This window comes from Bradyrhizobium zhanjiangense (genome assembly GCF_004114935.1).
Classification (GTDB): domain Bacteria; phylum Pseudomonadota; class Alphaproteobacteria; order Rhizobiales; family Xanthobacteraceae; genus Bradyrhizobium; species Bradyrhizobium zhanjiangense.
In genome coordinates this window covers 2938715-2958836 of record NZ_CP022221.1, presented here as the reverse complement: position 1 = coordinate 2958836, position 20122 = coordinate 2938715, and the positions used below count along the sequence as shown (strand labels likewise).

Annotated in this window: 14 protein-coding genes and 5 pseudogenes; 10 read left to right on the top strand and 9 right to left on the bottom strand. The window is 57.9% G+C overall.

The genetic code is table 11. The annotated features are described in order from the left end of the window. The first annotated feature begins 7 nt into the window (after positions 1 to 7). From XH85_RS47320 to XH85_RS46570, 3 genes and pseudogenes are all read left to right on the top strand, one after another. A complete protein-coding gene (locus XH85_RS47320; RefSeq protein WP_164940768.1) occupies positions 8 to 649 on the top strand; it encodes an extracellular solute-binding protein in 642 nt (213 codons plus the stop codon). 35 nt (positions 650 to 684) lie between these two features. Beyond that, complete coding sequence (locus XH85_RS13760) at positions 685 to 1632, top strand: carbohydrate ABC transporter permease (protein WP_208758124.1); 948 nt, start codon at positions 685 to 687, stop codon at positions 1630 to 1632. 104 nt (positions 1633 to 1736) lie between these two features. Then, a pseudogene (locus tag XH85_RS46570) lies at positions 1737 to 2141 on the top strand (carbohydrate ABC transporter permease); the annotation flags it as partial. 63 nt (positions 2142 to 2204) lie between these two features. Here the strand turns inward: XH85_RS46570 and XH85_RS47635 are convergent. From XH85_RS47635 to XH85_RS13720, 7 genes and pseudogenes are all read right to left on the bottom strand, one after another. Next, positions 2205 to 2375, bottom strand: a pseudogene (locus XH85_RS47635) (ATP-binding cassette domain-containing protein); the annotation flags it as partial. A gap of 10 nt (positions 2376 to 2385) precedes the next feature. Beyond that, positions 2386 to 2646 carry an ABC transporter permease family protein gene (locus tag XH85_RS13750; protein WP_128932221.1) on the bottom strand — a complete coding sequence of 87 codons (261 nt, stop codon included), beginning with the start codon at positions 2644 to 2646 and terminating at the stop codon, positions 2386 to 2388. A gap of 427 nt (positions 2647 to 3073) precedes the next feature. Next, a complete protein-coding gene (locus tag XH85_RS13745; protein WP_128932220.1) occupies positions 3074 to 6616 on the bottom strand; it encodes a WD40 domain-containing protein in 3543 nt (1180 codons plus the stop codon). Positions 6617 to 6765: 149 nt separating this feature from the next. Continuing rightward, positions 6766 to 7920: an alpha/beta hydrolase gene (locus tag XH85_RS13740; RefSeq protein ID WP_245474082.1), complete on the bottom strand. Its 1155-nt coding sequence runs from the start codon at positions 7918 to 7920 to the stop codon at positions 6766 to 6768. A 197-nt stretch (positions 7921 to 8117) separates the two neighbouring features. Next, on the bottom strand, positions 8118 to 9182 hold the full coding sequence (locus XH85_RS46560; protein ID WP_245474080.1) for a S1 family peptidase: 1065 nt from the start codon (positions 9180 to 9182) through the stop codon (positions 8118 to 8120). Positions 9183 to 9292: 110 nt separating this feature from the next. Beyond that, a complete protein-coding gene (locus tag XH85_RS13725; protein ID WP_128932218.1) occupies positions 9293 to 9967 on the bottom strand; it encodes a M12 family metallopeptidase in 675 nt (224 codons plus the stop codon). Between the two features lie 4 nt (positions 9968 to 9971). Then, positions 9972 to 11081 carry a hypothetical protein gene (locus XH85_RS13720; protein WP_128932217.1) on the bottom strand — a complete coding sequence of 370 codons (1110 nt, stop codon included), beginning with the start codon at positions 11079 to 11081 and terminating at the stop codon, positions 9972 to 9974. 798 nt (positions 11082 to 11879) lie between these two features. On the opposite strand from XH85_RS13720, the gene XH85_RS13715 reads away from it, so the two are divergent. The 4 genes from XH85_RS13715 (at position 11880) to XH85_RS13690 (ending at position 15232) form a co-directional block, all read left to right on the top strand. Further along, positions 11880 to 12224 carry a hypothetical protein gene (locus tag XH85_RS13715; protein ID WP_128932216.1) on the top strand — a complete coding sequence of 115 codons (345 nt, stop codon included), beginning with the start codon at positions 11880 to 11882 and terminating at the stop codon, positions 12222 to 12224. A gap of 50 nt (positions 12225 to 12274) precedes the next feature. Further along, positions 12275 to 12460, top strand: a complete 186-nt coding sequence (locus tag XH85_RS13710; protein WP_128932215.1) for a hypothetical protein — start codon at positions 12275 to 12277, stop codon at positions 12458 to 12460. 329 nt (positions 12461 to 12789) lie between these two features. Then, positions 12790 to 13182 carry an avidin/streptavidin family protein gene (locus XH85_RS13705; protein ID WP_128932214.1) on the top strand — a complete coding sequence of 131 codons (393 nt, stop codon included), beginning with the start codon at positions 12790 to 12792 and terminating at the stop codon, positions 13180 to 13182. Positions 13183 to 14758: 1576 nt separating this feature from the next. Next, positions 14759 to 15232 carry a MarR family winged helix-turn-helix transcriptional regulator gene (locus tag XH85_RS13690; protein ID WP_245266768.1) on the top strand — a complete coding sequence of 158 codons (474 nt, stop codon included), beginning with the start codon at positions 14759 to 14761 and terminating at the stop codon, positions 15230 to 15232. A 582-nt stretch (positions 15233 to 15814) separates the two neighbouring features. Here the strand turns inward: XH85_RS13690 and sfnG are convergent. Both sfnG and XH85_RS13675 read right to left on the bottom strand, forming a co-directional pair. Continuing rightward, a pseudogene (gene sfnG / locus XH85_RS13680) lies at positions 15815 to 16920 on the bottom strand (dimethylsulfone monooxygenase SfnG). 761 nt (positions 16921 to 17681) lie between these two features. Continuing rightward, positions 17682 to 17969, bottom strand: coding sequence for a DUF3551 domain-containing protein (locus tag XH85_RS13675; RefSeq protein ID WP_128932212.1), 288 nt, complete (start codon positions 17967 to 17969; stop codon positions 17682 to 17684). A 558-nt stretch (positions 17970 to 18527) separates the two neighbouring features. Here XH85_RS13675 and XH85_RS13670 point away from each other — a divergent pair. The 3 genes and pseudogenes from XH85_RS13670 to XH85_RS46555 all read left to right on the top strand — a co-directional run bounded on the left by XH85_RS13670 (position 18528) and on the right by XH85_RS46555 (position 19769). Beyond that, a pseudogene (locus tag XH85_RS13670) lies at positions 18528 to 19201 on the top strand (helix-turn-helix domain-containing protein). 103 nt (positions 19202 to 19304) lie between these two features. Continuing rightward, positions 19305 to 19361: pseudogene (locus XH85_RS47625) on the top strand (hypothetical protein); the annotation flags it as partial. Positions 19362 to 19415: 54 nt separating this feature from the next. Next, entirely contained in the window at positions 19416 to 19769 is a 354-nt protein-coding gene (locus XH85_RS46555) for a hypothetical protein (RefSeq protein ID WP_245474077.1), read from the top strand. The last annotated feature ends 353 nt before the right edge of the window (positions 19770 to 20122 follow it).

Below are 20122 nucleotides of genomic sequence, written 5' to 3'. Positions count from 1 at the left end.
AGAGTTCATGCCGCCCGGCGTCGAGCAGTGGAATTTCGTCGACAATCTCGCCGCGTTCCTTCAGGGCACGACCGCCATGACGATCTCCTGGCCGCCCTACGGCCGCTGGGCCGCGGGCTATGGCTCGGGCGAGGAAGCTTTGAAGTGGGTGCCGAAATCGCAGGTCGCCGGCAAGGTCGGCTACGCGCTCACCCCTCTGGGTCGTCCCGAGCTCGGCGTCGGCTTCGACTTGTCGGTCTCGGCCACCAGCAAGAACAAGGAGGCTGCGTATCTCTTCATCCAGTGGCTGAACAGCAAGAAGACCAGCCTCGAGCGCGTCCAGCTCCCCTATACGCTGCGCGATCCGCTCCGCCTCTCCCATTACGCCAGCGAGAAATACCGTGCGCTCTGGCCTGACGCTGCTGCCTATCTCGACACGATCAAGACGTCGGGCGAGAAGGGCCTGCTCGATCTCTCGCTGCTGCAACAGGACAAGTACGACGAGGCGATGACCAAGGCGATTTCGAGCCTGTGGGCCGGCGAAGACCCCAAGGCCATTCTCGATCGCTCGGCGCAGCAATTCGACGCGATCACCGAGAAGGTCGGCGTCGAGAACCAGAAAGCCGTCTACAGGGTCTGGGCCGCAAAGCCCGGCGCCTATCCCCAATAGCTGCTTTGGATCCGCACGGGAGGCATCGCCCTCCCGTGCGGCCGTTTCCTGGACTGATGATGACGCTTTCCGCAAGTCGCAACGCGGTAGAGCAACGCCGCGCCAGCCGCTTCGGGCGCATGCTCGAGAAGCGCCTGCCCTATCTCATCGTCGCGCCGGCCATTCTGATCCTCCTCCTGGTCGGCTTGTTTCCTCTGATCTACTCGCTGATCGTGAGCTTCCAGCGCATCACGATGACCGAGAACGACACCTCCTTCGTTGGCCTCTTGAACTATGCGGAGCTGTTCAGGGATACCCGCCTCTGGGCTTCGCTCGCTCATACCGCCATCATCACCGCGATCGCCCTTCCCCTGGAGCTGCTGGTCGGCGTCCTGATGGCGCTGCTCTTCATCGATCGCATGCCGGGTCGGCAGATCTTCGTCGCGCTGCTGGTGCTTCCGACGGTGATCTCTCCAATCGTCGCGGGCGCGACGTGGCGTCTGATGTTCGACGTCCGCTTCGGCCAGATTGGCCAGGTTCTGAGCTTCATCGCTGGAGAACCGGTCCGGATCCTGTGGACGGTCAATCCCGCTTACGTCTATCCAGCGATCATTATCTGCGAGGTCTGGCAGTGGTCGCCGTTCATGTTCCTGCTGCTGCTCGCCGCGCTGTCGAATGTGGACCAGTCGCAGCTCGAGGCTGCGGAGATCGATGGGGCGTCGTACCTGCGCGTGCTTCGCGCGATCGTTCTGCCGGCGATCGCGCCCGTGATCGCCGTCGCCTGCCTGATCCGCGGCCTCGATCTCGTTCGCATCTTCGATATCATCTGGGCCCTCACCGAAGGCGGGCCGGGCTCGATGACCGAGACCATCTCGCTCTACACCTATGTGCTGGGCTTCTCGCAATTCGAGACCAGCTACACAGCCGCGATTTCCGTCCTGGTGATTGCGCTGCTGACGCTGATCACGACCCTGGTCCTCAAGCGCATGGAGCTTGCGCGGTGAGGATCGGCAGGCTTCCGGCCAGAAAAGCCCGCATTCTCGCTGTCCGCTATCTCGGCGCCGGCATCGTGACCCTGCTGTTCCTGTTTCCGGTCTACTGGCTGTTCATGATCTCGTTCAAGACACCGGACGAGATCTACCACGTTCCGCCCTTGTGGATTCCCGGCCAGATCCAGTTCTCGAACTATTACGTCTTGTTTAGGGATGGCGACGTCGTGGCGATCCTGAACAGCCTGATCGTCTCAGGCGTCAGCTCCGGCATCGCAATCGTTCTCGGGACGCTTTGCGCCTACAGCCTCGCCCGGTTCGGCACCGGCGGCGAGAACCTGACGATGTGGATCATCTCCCAGCGCATGATCCCGCCGATCGCTGTCGTCTTCCCGATCTTCCTGATTTACGTGTATTTCGGCCTCGTCGACGGCTATTTCGGGCTGATCCTGCTCTACACGGCATTCAATCTTCCCTACGTGATCTGGATGATGCGCGGCTACATCGTCGACGTTCCGCTGGAGCTCGAGGAAAGCGCGCTCGTCGACGGCCTGAACCGATGGGAGGTGATCTGGAAAGTTGTCTGTACCACCATCCGGATCCTCGAGACCGGCGATGGTTCGCAACAGAGTGCTCTTGCCGCAGCCGGACGGCCCCACCAGCACAGCGAATTCGCCGTCCGCGATGGTGAGATCCCCCCGGACCGCATGCAAGTTGCCGTAATATTTGTGTACTCCGGACAGCTTGACGTCAGCCACTCCGCTCTCCCTAACCCTTGACTGCGCCCAGCGAGATGCAGCGCACGAGATAGCGCTGCATCACCGAGACCGCGACAAAGATCGGCAACGTCCCCAGGACCGACATCGCCGCGATCTTTACCCGGAAATTCGATTGACCGCCGAAATAGTGCGTCAGCATGACCGGAAAGGTGATGACCTCGGTGCGCGTGAGCACGAGTGCGAACAGAAAGTCGTTCCAGGCGAACACGAAGGTGAACACCGACGTCGCCATGAGGCCGGGGCGGACCATCGAGAGCTATCCCATCCTTGTAAAGCGCTTGGGCCCGCAGTTCTTTCTCATCGTTGGGCTTGAGCGTGAACGCCCTGAATGCGGCCTTCCCGAGCTGGCCCCGCACGATGCTCTCGATCTCCGGTCCGTCCGCCAGGAAGTAGACGCCCTTGCGTTCGGTTGCGGACGTGATCACTACGTCGTAGTTAGTCGCGTTCTTGACGCGTACTAGAACCACATTGTTTCCGAACGAATTTTGAGTCGTTAGGGAGCCTACCGGTCGCCCCTTATAGAAGCGGTCCCCGAACGACGCTAAGCCGCCCAGCAACCCGACGCCGCCCACCAGCCGATGATGGCGGGCCACCCTGCAGGGTCTGCCATTCATCCCTCCCCATATCCGCCCGAGGAGTTATATCGGGAGCGCGGCCGTGCGGCCCGACCATCGAGGTTAAAACGCGATATCATAGTACGCGCGCTTCTCCATGGGATCTTGGCTCGGCCAGAACGGCCAAGGCTCCCACGCGCCCCCGTCTTTTCTCAGACATCGCGTCTTGACTCGAACGCTCGATAGATCGCGCGAGACTTCGAGAACATTATACAAGCGGGGCGTTGACTCCGGTCGACCCCGGCTCACCGCTCCAAAGGAGCCTGCCCCGATCATATGAATGCTGGTGGCGGGATGTAGATACCCGACTAGATCTGCTCTGTCCTCGTGAACGTGCCCGTGCAAGCCAAGTCGAACGCCGGCTTGTTGCAATTGCCCAAGGAACGCATCTCGTTCGATCTTCTCTGAGCCGGTCGCCGGATGGTGCCACACGCCGATGCGCAATACGTCAGCTGCCGAAAGTTGGTCCTTTCGAAGCAGCGCGTCGGCTTCCCAAATTCCGTTCGCCAGGGCGCCGGCGTTTATACTGGAGCGCACCGGGAAGTGCTCGTCGAGCTCCCAATTTGAATTCAAAGTGATAAACTGCAGACGATCCTCGGGGAAGTAGAAGTTCAGCGCTTGACGTTCTGGCTGTAGGGGATACGGCACCTGTAGCAGCGTGTGATAAAAATCCTCGGAAAATGCGCGAAGTCTGTCGGGATAGCGATCGTTTCTGATGAGGTAACCATTGCCTTGCTGGAGACAATTGTCGGATTTCATAGCTTCGGCGCTCATCTTCCTCTTCGGCGTCCACTCATAGACGTCGACGTCCCAGTTGATGTCATGATTTCCGGGGACAACGATACATCGCTCCGCATTCAGCCCGAATTCCGAAATGATGCCCGAAACGAGCTTGCGAGCCGTCTCATATTCGCTCTGATGGGCTCGGTCTGAAATATCCCCCGAGAGGACAAGGTAATCGAGCTTCTCGACTGCAAGCCCACCGCGTTTGTCTCGCAAATCTGCGCAAAGCGGCCCCAGCAGTTCGTCCACCTTGGAATGGGCCGAGATATGCAAATCGCTCAGGTGCAATATTCGAAGTGGCGCAGCCGAATCGACCTTTACGTTCTTCGAAATATTGCGCTTGGCACGCGCTACAGCATCGTCCTTCTTCCTTCTGATCTCGGACCGCAGTGCCCATGTGCTCTTTTCAATCGCCGGATCGCGAAGACGTGCCTGCTTCGCACCTTCGCTAATCCTAACGCGGCGATCGCAGACCGGACATCCGATGTCTCCATGACCTTCCGCAATGCGCTGCCGAATCGTTTCTTCAGAAAACTGGTGATTACATGTGCAAGTCACCTCTACGTGCTCGTAAATATCGACGCCATGGCGGGCTAGGTGCGACTCGACGACACTTATGAATAAATCGCGCGCAGCGTCCGACGCATCCTCACTTGCGTAAACGTCGAGGTGGGCGAAGCCACGTTGCCTGGACACTTTCTTCAGACCAACCGTGCCCTGTCCAGACTTTGTAAACTCGGCCCGATTATCCCATAGCCGCACCGCACCAAATTGCTCGCTGATCGTGATCGCGGAGACCAAAGACGAGTAGATGTTGTCAATGGCTCCAGAGAAGTCGTAGTAGAGCGAAACTGCGTGAGATAGCTCTCCCCTTTCATCGCCCTGGCCAGACACGAAGAGAGACGGAAATACCAGGAGCCCCTCATGTTCGAAACAGATGCCGTGCTCGATCAAGAGCTGCACGACGCACTCGAGAACGACGCGCTCCTGGAGTCTCGAGACACGGTCTTCGGTTGCGATGCCAGGAAATTTCATTTCATCTGACATCAGAGTTTTTTCTTGTATGGCGGGCACTCCGCGCGGATTGTTCTTCGCTGCGACGACAATCGAACCTGCGTAGATTTCGATATGAGCCACATTGAGGACCAGAGCCTGTTCGTCAGACGACAGGCGGGTCACGGCGATGGTCCCTTGAAGAGCCAGTTGAGCGACGACCGTCCCTACAGCAGAAGACTCAAAAGAAGCGCCTTCAAGCTTGCTTACTCTGCGCTCCAGATCTTTTCGGAGAAGGACTATTTCGCCTCGAGAACGTGCAGCCTCGATCTCGTCTCGAACAGTTTGGAACAGGCGCGGTCGCGTCGTTCTACCGAGCTTGCCCCAATCAAGTTCAGCCGCGACTGCTTTGGCCAGTTCTGCGATTCCCCTACCGGTCTTTGAGCTGGTCGGATAGTATCCAGTGAACTCATGCTCGTTGATGAGCTTGTCTATCCCCCGCACGTCAACCAGGTCATTGTCCGCATCCAGTTTCGTGCCGACTAGAAATTTCGCTGAGCTCTTGCCGACAAGTTGCTTGTCAAGTCGTTTCGCCCACCCCTCGGCCTCTTCGAGCGCAGTGCGTCCGCGCGTGGGGTCGAGCAAGACAAGCGCCACCGTTGTATCGTGCAGGAATAATTGATGAATGAGGCGGTACTCGTCCTGCCCGCCCATATCCCACAGGACCACCTCACGCTTCTGGTCAACTGGCACGGAAGCCGTAGGATCGAGTCGCGCCGGTTCGATTGGCCAGAATTTCATCCCGTGGGTCGTACCCGTCTCTTCGTATTTTCCTTCCGCGAGCCTCAAAGCCAAGCAGGATTTACCCACATTACTCTCACCGACGAGCGCAACCTTCGCACTGCAATATTGTACGATCTGCTCCTTTGCGATGCGATCGAGCAGCGATTGCGTGTCGATTGTAGCGAGCTCTAGCAACCGCCGCTTGTCATTGGGAATAGCGATGCGATTGCGCCCACTATCAACAGCGATATTGCCGTAAACGGTCTTGCTGCTCGGAATTGTAGCTAAACAAGCCCCGCTTTGGACCGACCACCATCGAATGGTTCCGTCCTGCGAGTCTGAAACGATGACTTCCTCGCCCGCCGCAAAGTGTACAGACCAAACCCAGCCGGTATGTCCCTCGAGGACCAAGCGCTCGCGCCCCCGGTCAACGATCACATTTCCATTCTTCCAACCAGTCGCCAGCCGCCCGCTGGAAGAGACTGCTGCGCACAATGGGGCATTTCTGCCCTCATCACCCGCACCGGCAACTGACGTCTCCTGGAAAGCCGGGACGACACTAAAATTTCCGTCGGCACAACACACACACAAGTGCTCTTCGTCGACCCACGCGACCGCGTTGACTTGGTCGCTGAACTTTGTCGTTCCCAATACTTCCGCTGGTAGTCCAGAACGCCAGACAACGAGCCGGCCGTCCTCTCCCGCTGATGCGATGTGACGTCCGCTGTCAGAATAGGCCACGCTCCAAGACCTGCCGGCGTGGGTCGAGTATCGACGAACATCATTTTCATCATCTATTGCTGCAATGACGATGTCTTCAGGGCTTGCCGCGTAGACAATGTGGCTGTCATTTTTCGACCAAGAGAGCGACTGTACCGAATCGCCCGCCTCGATCCTCCGGATAAGTTTTCCCGAAGCGGCGTAAATCTCAATCGAACCCGTTTGGGTGCCGATGGCCAAAAGTTCTCCAGAGCGAGACCACTCGCAGCAGTTTACGACAGTGTGACGTAGCGAAATGCTCCGATAGAGGCTGATTGGTGAGAACATCGTCCAGCTCTCCGCTTGTAAATCTGCTGCGTGCGCAGCAACCAAATATTTGGGCTCGCCGCGCTCATTTGTTCGCACTGAACGCGGCCGCACCTGCTAGCTCTCTTACTGGCCACCACAAACACGTCCGCGAACGGCCAAAGAATCATTCAGTATGGATACATCCAATAAGTTGTATTGGAATCGTCGGGCATCGATCGCAAGGTCGGGGTCCGCTGCGGGGGTTTAATATGCGCCGAAGAGGAGATGATCCGACCTATGTCATCGAGAACCGCGCGGCTGGTTGAGTATGTACTGTGGTTTAGAGCAAACATTTCGCTCCCCACGGCAGATACATCGATCGTTTCAATACCAGGGACCAGGGTCGGCCCGCTGTTGGTCACGAACCCCATTCGCGACTTGGACTGTGCCTTCTTCATGGAAGCTAGCAATGCTAGATCCGTCGAGGAGGCATATAGAGTAACCGCCCCCGCGGCTGCCTTGATCTGGTTAGCCCGCTGCAGATAGAGATCGCGATCCACGTCCGGGGCAGCAAAAATCAACTCGGTAATTCCGAGCGTCATCTGGCTCAGGGCAGCTTGTTGCAAGGCGCCCAGGACAACTTCGCTGCCTAGGCTATGCGCAACCACGATGATCCTTGAGACCTTTCCCTCCTTCTTGATCAGCTGGAGAAGCTCGAACAGGCCATCCGGCGCGAACAGAGCACTTTCGCGGTCGTAGTCGTAGTCCTTCCATCCGCCCTTGGACGGCCAAGAGTACATCATGACACGGCCTTTATAGTTGGCGTCAAAGGCAATTTGTGCCGCCTTGAAGGCTGCGTCGGAAAAAGCAACGTTATAGCCATGCACAAAAAGCATCAGACTGTCGGCCGGATTAGCTATAGCGGCGGCAAACTCTTCGCGTGAGAGCCGATTCAGCTTCTGAATTCGGAAGTGCTTTCGGTCGTCCTCCGCCTGGCGTATCCCAAACCAACTCTCGGGGGTTTCCACTTCGCCCATTTTGTGGACGATCGGAATACTGACCGTCACATAACCAAAGGTATTGGTGGTAGAACGAGCATAGGAGATCTGGCTCAATTCGAGTCCAGGCCCGCCCGTCACCACGCGATTCGTGGCGAAGTAGACTGGCACCAGACCCTTTATAGCCGACTTGTTGGCCACCACCTCGGCTCCGGTGGCGCTCTTGTCGGGAGGCGCCTCCTGACTCGCCTCGCCAGTTGTCGGTCGCCATGGCCGATAGCCATGATAGTGCCGGACATGATGGTAGTACCCGGGGCCATAGCGATAACCGTATTTCTTGAACACGCTCCCATGCTTCTGGGGCGCTTTGTGCACATGCGGCTTGGCCGGCTGCGAAGCCGGACCCTGATGGGCGCAACCGGTCGCGAGTGCGCAGAACAAGACAATGAGCACCGTCCGAACCCGTCGGAGAGCGTGGCCGAGCCGATGCAACCGGTTCGAAGCGTGAATTGGCAAGGCAAGCATGACCATCGATCAGGCACCTACTTCGCGAGGATCTGGGAAACGTTGACCGTGGCGCCCAACCATCCGCGGTACCTGTCGACGGCAGGTCCGCTGGTGAGCTTGTAGGTGAAGCGAGCCTGCGCCCCAGCGCCGTTTATCGCGCAAGCGATATTGCTGGCACCGTTGGCGGTCTCGATGTGCCACGTGCACCCTGTAATGCGGTAGCCGGGCTCAGCAGGGAAAGTCTCGGTATAGTCCGCCGAATGCTCCGCAAATACGACCGGGTGATCATCCTTGGTTTTGTCCACCGTATACGACCGTTCGATCTGCTTCGGCTCGACGAGCTGCGACACCGGAACGTTCACGATGAGGCGCCGGTCTTCAGGCAGAATCGTGTGGATCGCTCCGGCAAGGATTTCGGGGATTTTCATGCCGGCGTTGGCTTGGGTCTGCACATGCGTGGAATTCAGCTTGCTCCAGTTCTCAAACGAGATCGTTGTCTCGACCCACTTCGTCCAGCAAACAGACGGCTGGGGAATGGCCGTGATCATACTGTAGAGTGGACTTGCGGTAATGACGGTGGCGGGAATGATGAAGTTGACGCCAGAAACCTGCGCCTCGTTCCACTTGACGATGCCGCCGACCGCGATCCCGAGCAGCGCGCCGAACTCGTTGAACGCGGGCCCGCCGCTGTTGCCGACGTTCATGACCGTGTCGGTCTGCCAGCGACCATTGGGGCTCGTCTGGTTGCTTATCAGACCGCTCGAAATGCTGAGATCCAGATCGAGGGGATAGCCGAGCAGATAGAGCTGAGTGCCCATCGGGGCTTGCTGGTTATCGTCGATCACCGGCATCGGACAACGCGAGGCACCACCGCTATTGCCGGCGGGCTGAGACAATTCGAGGAGCGCTAGGTCCCTGGCATCATCGCGATGAACCGCACTGACCTTGATCGGGTTCGCATTGCGCGATCCGAGGCGGGCATTGACTTCAAAGCTCTTGTAGTTCTCCTCGCGTCCGATCACATGGCTGTTGGTCAGCACGAGGCTGTCGCCGATGAGCAGCCCGGAGCCGCCGCCGACCTCCTGCTTGTCGTTGTACATGACGCCAACGTACTGGACGTGAACCGTCCTGACGTTGTACCGCGCAGCAATCTGCACCGCTGCGCGATCCGCATGCGCGAGAGCGCTCATGAATACGAAGAGACCGAGTGTCAGGACGGATAGAATGTTCTGACAGCGGCAATATCGAGCGGGCTGAGTTGTCCGTTTCCGTTCCATGCTGGATTACAATAGTTCATTATGGAATTGGGGTCGTATTTGGTGACTTTATAATCGCCGACCGAACCAGAAGCTTTCTCGTTGCGGCACTGCTCCGGCGCATCGTCGCGGTTCTGCTCATGTGTGAAACCCAGCGCATGTCCGAATTCGTGGACTGCAACTGCACGAATGCAGAATTCGCGCCTATCTCGACAGCCTTTGCTCCAATGATTGAAACTGAAATTGAGAGTCATGCCCGATGGCTTGCGGTCGAGGTACTTGCCGACGACGTCGGTGTGGGCGCCCTCGTCAGCGATCCGCACGTGCACACCGGGCGCGCCATCGGTACACGGTGGCCAGCTATTGGAAAACCACACGCCACCTTGTGCCGCGGTTTCCCAAGTCTCCGCAACCGCTTTTCGAACGAGCTCGGCATACTTTTGATCCTTCGGCTGTAGGTTCTCCCAGCAGACCGGAATTTCCTTGATCTCCCATTTCGAGCCACGGATGACCGTGCCGTACAGCTCCATTTCGGACACTCCCGAAGGAAGCGCAGGTTGAGCATTCGCGCCCCAGCAGAACAAGAGCGCGAGCAGCAGAACGAGTCTGGGCAACCAGATGCGAAACATTTTCCTACTGCGTCGGGGTTGGGGTCGGGGGGAACACAGGCACTGGCGCCAAGATAAAGCCCTTGGTCCGAGGTCCGGCGCCCGTTGGGCGGCCTGCCGCGGTACCTCCGGGGAATTCCTGCGACTTCTCTCCTCCGGGCAAGGGAGTTGTGTAGATAGGATTCTCCTTCGATCCGAGCGGTGGCGTCTTCTCCGCATAGCCAGCCGAGCCGGATTTGGCTCCATTAGCAAGGACCGCATTCGGACCGTTGATGTAGATTCCGAGATTACTGAACTGCTGAGCGGAGGCAGAAGCCTGAACCGCAGCGGGTGACCAACGCGACGAAGTCAGGGAGTACTTTGCTTCCACGCCGCCAGTAACCTGGATCGAGAACGTATACGTCATCTGCGCCGGCTCCGCTCTCTCTGTGGGCATGGCCGGAGTCAGATCGTTGGCGGCGATGAGAATCGCATTGTCCCGCAACCAGGCCGCTAGCGGCTTGGAAGCATCTACAATGATGCGCTTATAGGCGATTCGCTCCGGATATTTATTCTCGGCCAAGGCCTCCAACTCGACCAGGTCGGCAGGTGCTCCGCGGTAACAGCCGCGTTCGTACGGTGCCGAACTCGCCGCCCGCGGGGTCGTATCGGACGCAAGCTGGGCATTCTGCTTCAGAAGGAACGACCAGATCAGGTCATAGGTGTCCTGGGCTGAAACGGTGGGGCCCACATGGGTCACCTCGTTACTGGTCGCGCTCAGAATCCGCTTATAGTCGAATACCGTACCGGATCCGAATCCGCCCGTATCAGCCACCTTAAGCTCTAGGAAGAAGGTACCGTATAGGAACGGGTCGATGTCGAAATGAGCGTACCTGTCGAACGCCTCTTCAGGCCGCGTCTTGTAGATCTTCAGGTATGCCTTCCGTCTCTCTCGTTCGATCTGGTAGAAAGTCACGACCTCACACCTGATCGACTTGAGAAAGTACGGCAGCTCACCGGCGGTGATCACGCCTGTCTGCGGATCATGGATATGATACAGACTGGTACACCCGCCCATGGCGAGGCAAATGCCAACGCAAGCCGCGGCTCGGCTGAATTTCCACATATGAACGCCCCCGTCCGCGTCGCTGAGCACGCGCGGATCTCCCGCTCAGATTGAAAAACAGTCTGCATGGGTTCGTCAATAGCATCGTGATGACGATGCAGCTTTTCGTTGTCTCCGTCGGATTTCGCGCAGGTTTTCCGCGCGACCTCCCACGTCTTGGCAATCGTGTTCAGTGATGGTCGTACGGCAGAGGCGAAGAAGTGTGAGCAACAGTGTCGAGCCGATTGCAAAATCGTCGGCGTACGCCTATCGATGGAACATATTGCTGGTGTGATTTGGACGAAGATTTTGCCTGGGCCCGCGGACAACCGAGCCGAAACGTCAGCCTTTGATGCCTGGAAGAAGGACGCCCGGAAGCTTGCCGGGCGGCAGGAGCTCTGATCGAGCTCGATGCGCTGTTTCGGAAAAGCCCCAGGAAGCGTGCACAAGGCCTACCGAAATCTCACGGAAAAGCGAATCGAGGAGGCACGAGAGAGCTTCACTCACTCAATAGGAGATGGCCATCTCTCGTGGTCGTTGTCCGATGAGACGCCTGAACTAGCAGCGTTAAGGATGGGCGGCTTCATCCGGGAAATCGACCGGGTCCTTGCCGAGCGACGGTCTCAGTGGCCGATCGCACCGAGTGAGTAGCACCTCGAGGAGCTTGGATGCTGGTTCGTTCCGCGGCAGGGCGTGAGCGCGTTGCGTCCGGCTCGAAGGGGGCAGGCTTACTCGAAGCGGGGCCTGCTTTTTCACAGGATTCTGCCCGCACTGATACAGGGCTATCCTATTCATGTCGTAGATACTCGCACATTGCATAGTACGACGCCGGACGCGAGCAAATGGAAGATGGGTGCTTGCCTGTTCAAGGCGCTCGAGATCAAGCCAGAATTTGTTTCCATAGGAGGCGATAAGCGTTTCATTGTCGCGGCCGTCGAGGCGCCGTCAGCCGGTGACGCCATTTCGGAGCAGATTGCTCAGGCTCTCAAGGAGAACTGCATCGCCGTCGTGTGGCCGGAGCTAACCGTCTCCCCGGACTTGCGCGAGAACATCGTCAAGCTCATTCGAGACCGCGACGTTTCGGACGCGCTCGAAGCTCCCGAAATTCTGATTCCAGGAACCTGGCACGAGACGACCAACCATGGCATCGTGAACCGGGCCGGATCTACGACGGCTATGGCGAGGAGCGCCTGATCTACGACAAGATCGCTCCCTATGCCGACGATTGCTGCGGCACGGAAAACATGACTGCGGGTGACCGGGTATGTGTCCTTGCCACCGAAGGCGCTTTGATCGGGATCGCCATTTGCCTGGACTTCGGTGACGTGTGCGAGACGCCCTTCAGCGAGCTCGATTTGGCCACCGCCGGCGTCCTTACGCTGCATCACCGCTTCACCGACCGTCTCACATCGATGCTTCTCGTTCACTAATAGTGGGCAACGGTCAAGAGCTGCGGGCGAGACAGGATGCTGAGCGCAATCTCAGCCAGAAGTCGCCCTATCGCTGTCAACAATAGCGTTGCGTCTAGAGACCAGACTTTGACGGGCAGCTAACCAAAAGATCACGGCCGCTTGGGCGGCCCGGCTTGCGGATGCAGAGCCCTCGGAGCTGGAGCGACGTCGAGATCCAGCATGAACTCGTGCATATGCGCCGCAATCCTTTGCTGAACGCGAGATAAGAGCAGCCAACGTCACCTCAGATTGCATCAGACTGGTGATCCGAGTTGCCAGTTTTAAGCGAACACTTTTGGGGCTCCAATATGAAGAGACTTCTGGCATTTTTGTTGATCACTCAGTTTTTCTTGGCCGTCGGTCAGGCCTGGGCGCAGGGGCTTCCTGCTCCCTCATACTGGAAGAATGAACGGGGCTCAGAACTGTTTGTTTGGTCCGCCAATGGCAGCGCCATACAAGGGATCTTCACAAACCATGCTCAAGGGTTTGCCTGCCAGGGTATCCCTTATCCCGTATCGGGAGCCGTCCGTCCAACCGGACTATATTTTGTTGTTACTTTTGGTCAGTGCAATTCTTTCACCCGGTGGGTCGGAAAGATAAACGGCCCTCAAATGCCAACGTCATGGACGCTGTTCTACGTTGATAAGAACGGCAAGCCCAGCAAGCTGAAGGGCGCCGATACATTTACGCGCATATGGTAGTCTTCAGCTTTCTTGCGACGTCGACATTACATCGAAAACTCGCGCTCGCGAGTTTCGACCTGACGTGAGACGCGCAAGCTCGTTTCGCAAGGCTCTGGGCTGTCCACGACAGTCAGGTTCGATGCTCGACAGCCTGCAGGCCATCCAGGAAGGGCCGAGAATTGCATCAAAAGGGCCTCCCCAGATCAGACAGGACAGTCTAAGCTTCATCCAAATTTGCTGGATGATCCGCACATCAGCATTTGTTTTCAGGTTCTTGTTTTGAAGTCCAGCGCGGGTCCGGCAGGTGCCGCTAGGATGTGCGGCGTTCGTGCTATCGCGTTTGGTTAGAAATTGAGTTTTCAGGTCTCGATACTTAAAATTCTCGCCGGCCAACCGGAAGGCCGTGCGAGTCTCGCCGTCCTGAAGGACTACTTGGCGGTGTTCTACACCAGCGGTCCGCAGTGGACGGCTCGTATGAAACGATTGGCAGAGCGGGCACCGGATCTCAACATTTTCGGACAAGGGCTGGTTGCGCGAGAACCCGGACACTGGATCATAACGGAAAAAGGCCGGGCCTTTCTTGCTTTGCTGGAACAGACGGGCCGACCGACCTCTCAGGAGCGAGCGCTAGAAGGCACGGATGAGAAACCTCGCGCAAGTAAGTTTCCCGCGCTGGCCCCGGGCCGACAAGATCACAGCGCCAGTCGTAGGCATCGTCGACGTAAGCGCCTGAGGACGCGCGATGGCCGGTCCACCTAGCCCTTTAGCTCACGGCCGGCGACGATGTGGCTGCATATCGGGGGCCGGCAACATTTCATAGAGCCTGCCCGCAAGACCTTGATGCCTCTGCAAATCATGCTTAGAGCGCCCTCGTTTGAAATGGAGATGTCCGGCATTGTGAAGTAGTTTAGTGCGACAAAGGGCTATGGCTTTATCAGGCCGGATGATGGCGAACCCGACGTATTTGGGCAGTTAGAGCAGTCGAGAAGGCGGGCTACACCGTGCTGAGGGGCCCGGATCAGCTTCGAGCCCAAGACGGGCAACTGGGTAGAGTGCAGGCACAAAATCTTCGTATAGGATGAGTTGCCTCGTCAAAACTTACATCGCTCTGAAAGGACCAAATCACTGCGAGACGATGCGTGCAAATCCTAGCAAGCTTGGAAAACTGTGGGTTTGATACTGGCGTTGGTGATCGGCTGCTCCTGCGCCCAACCCGAGCTCGAAATCGCTGTCTGCGATTCGCGACATCAGCGCGGACACCTCTGCGGAATAACTGCGCACAAGAAGCGGATCTACGGAAATCCTGCGGATATTCTCAAGTATTTGACGGACTAATCACGACGATTAAGTGAAGTTACGTGGTATACTCGAAGCTGCACCGGGGCTCCTCCTCTTAGATATCGAACCGGGACGAACTCGTCTGATTGTGGCGATTGATTTTAGATCGGGCGCCGGGGACGTCGAAGCGATCAGCGAAGATCGGTCCCCTTTGTTGAGGTCAGCCAGCAGCCAATCGTTTCGAGGATGGAGCTCCTAAGATCAGATGCCACCCAAGCTGCCTGGATTAGCAACACGCCTCCGGAAGGAGCCGCGCGTGAGTCAGGATCTACTGAGGCGCTTCACATGGGAGATCAGATCGATCGACATATGTCTCGACGATCTTCGGTCCTACCAGGCGAATGCGCTCGGCATTACAGGCCCGCAAATGATGATCTTGATGGCGCTGACGGAACTGGAAGAAGATGATGGTGTTCCCGTCAACGCTGTCGCGAAGCTGATGAGAGTTGAGTCGGGTTTCATCACCAAGCATTCCAAGGAGCTCGAGAGCAAGCGGTTCGTGCGCCGGAAATCTGACGCGAATGATGCCCGGTACGTCCTTTTGTCGCTCACGGACATTGCTCGCAAGAGCCTCGCGAGCATTGCAAGGCAGCAGGAAGAGCTCGAGCAGTTCGTCTTTGATTATCTCAGCATTCAGGAGTTCGCCAAACTGGCGGGCTGTTTGAGCGGGCTCAGGTCTCGGTTGGAGAAGGCTCGGCTGCACGCCGCGCTGAACTCTGAGACGGATTGAGACAATACTGGAGCGAATGCTGCGCGCCCGCGAGAGACCATCTGAGCCGGAAAGATCCGTTTCGGACAGTGGGTCGTCCCGCCCTCCCGGCGCGCCGACTTGCTCAAGCCCGTGCAAGCTGCGCAGTGTCGGGCACGGGTCCGAACACCGCAATCGCCGACGGGGTGTCAAGGTCCCGGCCTAAGACTACTCATCGCCCTCGTAGAATAGCTCGAGGGAAGGCCGACCAGCGCCTTGCCGATCCAGTCCCGAGCAATCACATTCGAGGCTCCCATGGCGATGGCTGCGCGCATCGCGGAAGGCGCGCTCGATGGGCCCGCGCCGTTCGGTCGATCACGGGGAGGATCTCGCCCTGCGCGACCTCGAGATCGACTTCGCGCAGCGCTGCGACGCCGCCGAATGTCAGCGAACTGTTCGCAAGTCCGAGGATTGGCCGCACGGGCATCTTGGCAGACCCGCCCGCGCCCCCCCGTCCAGCGCCTACTACGCGCCTTTCGGTCGATACATCCGCCTGAAGGCATCTCCTCCAGCCGAAACGTCCCTGTCGCAATCGCTGTCACGTGGCTGCCCCTCGCTTTACACCTATTCGGCAGCTTGAACGCGTACGGGCGTCCTTGCCTCGAGTTCGCGGACCAGCGGGATCACATGCTTACCGAAATATTCGACCTCTTCCTGGAAGTGCAGGAACCCGAGCAGGATCAGGTCGGCGCCGGCATGCTTGAGCTCGATGATCCGTTCAGCGACTTGCTGCGGCGTGCCGATCAGGTTCGAGCGGAAGCCGTCGTTGTATTGAACGAGATCCTGGAAGGTGGACTTGGCCCAGTTGCCCTCTCGCTCGGGGCTGGCGTTGCCGGCGTTCTGGACCTCGTGGTGGAAGCCGCGAACTGCATCGGGGATCGCCTTGTCGAGGATTTCCTGCAGGACGTCCTTGGCTTCCTTTTCGGCTTTCCGGACGATGCCGAATGCATTGATTCCGATTTTGTCTTAAAGCTCTTGCCGAAAGCCTTCTCCTTGGACCTGATATCCTCGACCTGCGCTTTCAGCCCCTCCGGCGTATTCCCGTTCGTGAAGTACCAGTCGGACACGCGAGCGGCCATGTCGCGGGCGGCGCGCGAAGAGCCGCCCTGGAAGATCTCGGGCAGCGGATCGAGCGGTTTCGGCTTCAGCGAGTACTCGTTGAACCGATAGAAGTCCCCGTTGAGTGTGAAGCTCTCTTCCGTCCAAATCCCGCGCAGAGCATTGATGAACTCCTCCGAACGCCGGCAGCGCTCATCGTGATCGAACCAGGGCTCTCCGATTGCGTGGAATTCACCGCGGAACCAGCCGGATACAATATTCACCGAAACGCGCGCGTTGGTAAGCTGGCTGATCGTCGCAATCTGCTTCGCTGCTACGGCCGGATTCCATGGCCCGGGAAGGAGAGCGGCGATCACCTTGAGCTTTTCAGTCGCAGCCAGCAGCGCATGCGAGAAGCTGACCGGCTCATGCTGCTTGTCGGCTCCGTAACCCGCCGCGAACCGGATCTGACTGAGTGCGTAGTCGAAGCCCGCCTTTTCGGCGATCTGAGCAAGTTTCCGGTTGTAGTCGATGTCCCAGCTGGTACGCTGCTCGATCGAAGAAATCACGAGGCCGCCGGATACGTTCGGCACCCAGTAGGCGAATTTGATCGGTTCGTTGTTTACAGACATCCTGGTATGTCCCTTGAGAATGACACTTACTGCGAGGTAGGCGCGGCATGAGCGCGCAGCACCATGCGACCACGCCGCTCAAGACGAGCGGGCGCCGACACTGCTGTTCAGCCAGCGTTTGCGTTGTTGATTTCGAGGAGCTAGAGCGATCTCAGGCCAGATCGTCCCTATGAATTAAGACGCCGCTCAGGAACAACACGAACACAACTGGTCGACAAGCTTGCTCGGAATCGAATGCGGAACGCTGTCGAAGACGTAGTTGCGCATTGTCCGCGCTCCTGAGTGGGACCATCGCCTGATGATCAATCCTCTCAGAGATTGTTCGGCCATGCGAGTCCAAGGCGAATTATTGTTCGCCACGCGGAGAAAATCAGCTTCCTTTTGTTAAGCGGCGAACGCATCGTTTGTTGCTGTGTGGGTGCAAGCTGATCGTTTCATCGTCGCGAGGGTCATTCAACCGCCACGGCCGTACGGCGGCAACGGCATAGCGACCTGCACCAAATACTGCGGCTTCGGCCGGTGACTGGAATATTCCAATCGCATTCGCCGGCATCTTAGATCACTTGCTCTGCCGAAGAGATCGGAGACATCGAATTCGCATGGTCGGACCGGCTATTGCCGTCCAACATGCAAGCACGCCCGGCACTGGACGCAATCAAACGAACGTCCCAACGGATTCAGCGCAGAATAGGCGGGGTCGAGCGAACGGCAACAAGAGCCTGGCCGGCCCGCCCGTTCATCCAACGCCGTCCTTGGCTGACCTAACGACGTTCGCTCCAGCCGAATTGCCTTCCCTGTCGCTCGAAGGCGTAGATCGGATTGATACCGCAATAGGCATATGTGCCGGATGCGGTAGCCATGCACTGGCTATAGCTTGAGAACTGGCAGTTGCCCGGATATCCCCAGGCTCGGCCCTGCAAGCAATAAACGTCTTGACGGGCCGGTGGGGTGTACGAATACGAATGAACCCGTGAAGCGGCGGTCGAGCCTGATCCAAAGCCGATGAGGATAGGAAGTGTTAGCACTCCGATAGCGAGAACGTAGCGCATGAGATCTCTTGCCTCCGTTAATTCGCTGAAGGATAGAGGATCCGAATTAAACGGCTTGATCTTAATCAATGGCAGATGGTGGGTCCAGTCGGACTATCGTCAGCAAGACCATCACCCGTGGGCCAGAGACCCGAGTGAGATACTTGAGCAGGACGTTGGATATAAGGGTGGGGAGCAATGAGAGGGTTGGAGCGGATTATGCGACCCGTCCTCGGTCCTGAGCTAACCCGCCCGCATTTCGAAGCAGCCTTCGAGCGACACCGCCCGGCGAAACGCATCTTTTAAGCGCTACTTGGCACCTTCGCGCAGCAGAACACTCGTATAGCAGTCAAATCTAGGATCGTTTCATTCGCTCTGACGCGTGTTGCCGGCACCATCCTCGACGATGGAAGGCCAAAATTGCATCGCCTCGACTGTTGCGCGGACACTGCGTCACAACGACACGACTTCCTTTTCATAGAAGAATGTTAGACACCGTGCAGGCATCCATAGATTGCGCCCAATTTATTCGCGAGGCTCCAATTCACTTCGCATATTCTGGTTCAGAAGTGTCGGACCATGTTTGTGAGCATCACCACAGACCAAAGATCCCGCATCAATTCGCTCAGTGAACTCGGCATATCGAGCGGGTCAAATCCGATTGTCAGCTTGAGCGAATTCACTTACAAGAAAGGTAAGACGATCTACATCGAGAGCTGACCCAGCCGAGTACGTCTATTAAGTCAGAAAAGGCGCGGTACGGACCTACAAGTTACTCCCCGATGGACCCGCCAGATCGGCGCATTTCATTGCCGGGTGATATTTTTGGACTCGAGAACGGCGTAGCCCACCGATTTACCGCGGAAGCCATCATCCAAACCACTGTTCGCCTGATCAGGCGGCAACATCTTGAGACGGTGGCCGAGACTGACGCGGTTGTCTGGCGCACCTTGCTCAGCCTGACTACGAATAACTTGCAGCACGCCGAAAACTATATGCTGCTGCTTGGACGCAAAACTGCTCTGGAGCGCGTTGCCGCGTTCTTGCACGAAATGGATGAACGGCTCACGGCTGCTGACGTTATCTCGCTGCCAATGTCTCGGCGCGATATCGCGGATTACCTTGGCCTGACCATCGAGACCGTTTCGCGTGCAGTATCGCAATTGCACGGTGATGGCGTCCTCGATTTCATCGGCAATACTCAACGCGAGATCGTGATTCTGGACCGGCAGCGCTCGAGTCCATCGACATAGGCGCGGAGCGTCTTCAACAGCTTGAAAAGCGCAAGAGCAAAAGCCGCGATGACAAGGTTGATGAGGTGGCTACCGCTTCCATGGGCGCCAAAAAACCTACTCCATCGGCCCTTACGGCAATGGCAAGGATGGCACGTTCTCGCTCGCCGACGCGCGGCGCGAGCGCGACAAGGCCAGAGTCCTGCTCAAGGACGGCAAAGACCCAAGCACCGAGATGCAGCTCGACAAGCACAGGCAGGCCGCCGCCCGGCCGTTCGGGCAATGGGCTGACGAGTGGCTCGCGAAGAAGAAGGTGGGGAAAGTCAAACGCGGTAGAATCGTCGCGGTGCGCGACCCGAAGACTATCCTGGTGCTTGAGATCCGCGTCGGTTACGTCGAGAATCGCTTCGGCAAGCTGTGCAGGCAGGACATCAATCGTCCGGATGTGCTCGCTTTCGTGCGCTCATACGAAGCCGAAGGAAAGCTGGAAACCCGCGACCGCGTCGCAGCATCGGCGAGCAAATCTGCGACTATGCCGATGTCGAAGGTGACGGCTACAATCCATTTCGCAATCTGCGCGGGCAAATGATTGCCAACATTTCGACACCGCGTCCCGGCGTTACCGAGCCCCGTGACGTGACGCGCGTCTTCAAGTACCAGCCTTGTCTGGCGACCGCTTCATGACCCGGGCCCTGGTTAGCCGGTGGAGTGCATCACAATGGGGTCTACCAGCTTATACACGCACCGGCGCATTCGCGTCACACTTAGCTACTGAAGAGACGACACTTATGAACGCAGAACAGCTCGGGCCGCTGGCACTCCTTCCGAAACTTCCGATTGGGATAGCTCCGAACCGGGGTCTCCGGCCGCCTCGCAGTGGGACGAAGTGATGGCTGCGCAGGCGTCCACCGCCGACTCGCCGGACCAGCACTTGACGTAAGC

Bases quoted from the DNA above. Each gene is read 5' to 3' on its own strand.
- XH85_RS47320 (WP_164940768.1), top strand. From the start codon at position 8: ATGCCGCCCGGCGTCGAGCAGTGGAATTTCGTCGACAATCTCGCCGCG.
- XH85_RS13750 (WP_128932221.1), bottom strand. From the start codon at position 2,646: ATGGTCCGCCCCGGCCTCATGGCGACGTCGGTGTTCACCTTCGTGTTC.
- XH85_RS13745 (WP_128932220.1), bottom strand. From the start codon at position 6,616: ATGTTCTCACCAATCAGCCTCTATCGGAGCATTTCGCTACGTCACACT.
- XH85_RS46560 (WP_245474080.1), bottom strand. From the start codon at position 9,182: ATGTACAACGACAAGCAGGAGGTCGGCGGCGGCTCCGGGCTGCTCATC.
- XH85_RS13725 (WP_128932218.1), bottom strand. From the start codon at position 9,967: ATGTTTCGCATCTGGTTGCCCAGACTCGTTCTGCTGCTCGCGCTCTTG.
- XH85_RS13715 (WP_128932216.1), top strand. From the start codon at position 11,880: ATGGGTGCTTGCCTGTTCAAGGCGCTCGAGATCAAGCCAGAATTTGTT.
- XH85_RS13710 (WP_128932215.1), top strand. From the start codon at position 12,275: ATGACTGCGGGTGACCGGGTATGTGTCCTTGCCACCGAAGGCGCTTTG.
- XH85_RS13705 (WP_128932214.1), top strand. From the start codon at position 12,790: ATGAAGAGACTTCTGGCATTTTTGTTGATCACTCAGTTTTTCTTGGCC.
- XH85_RS13675 (WP_128932212.1), bottom strand. From the start codon at position 17,969: ATGCGCTACGTTCTCGCTATCGGAGTGCTAACACTTCCTATCCTCATC.
- XH85_RS46555 (WP_245474077.1), top strand. From the start codon at position 19,416: ATGCAGCTCGACAAGCACAGGCAGGCCGCCGCCCGGCCGTTCGGGCAA.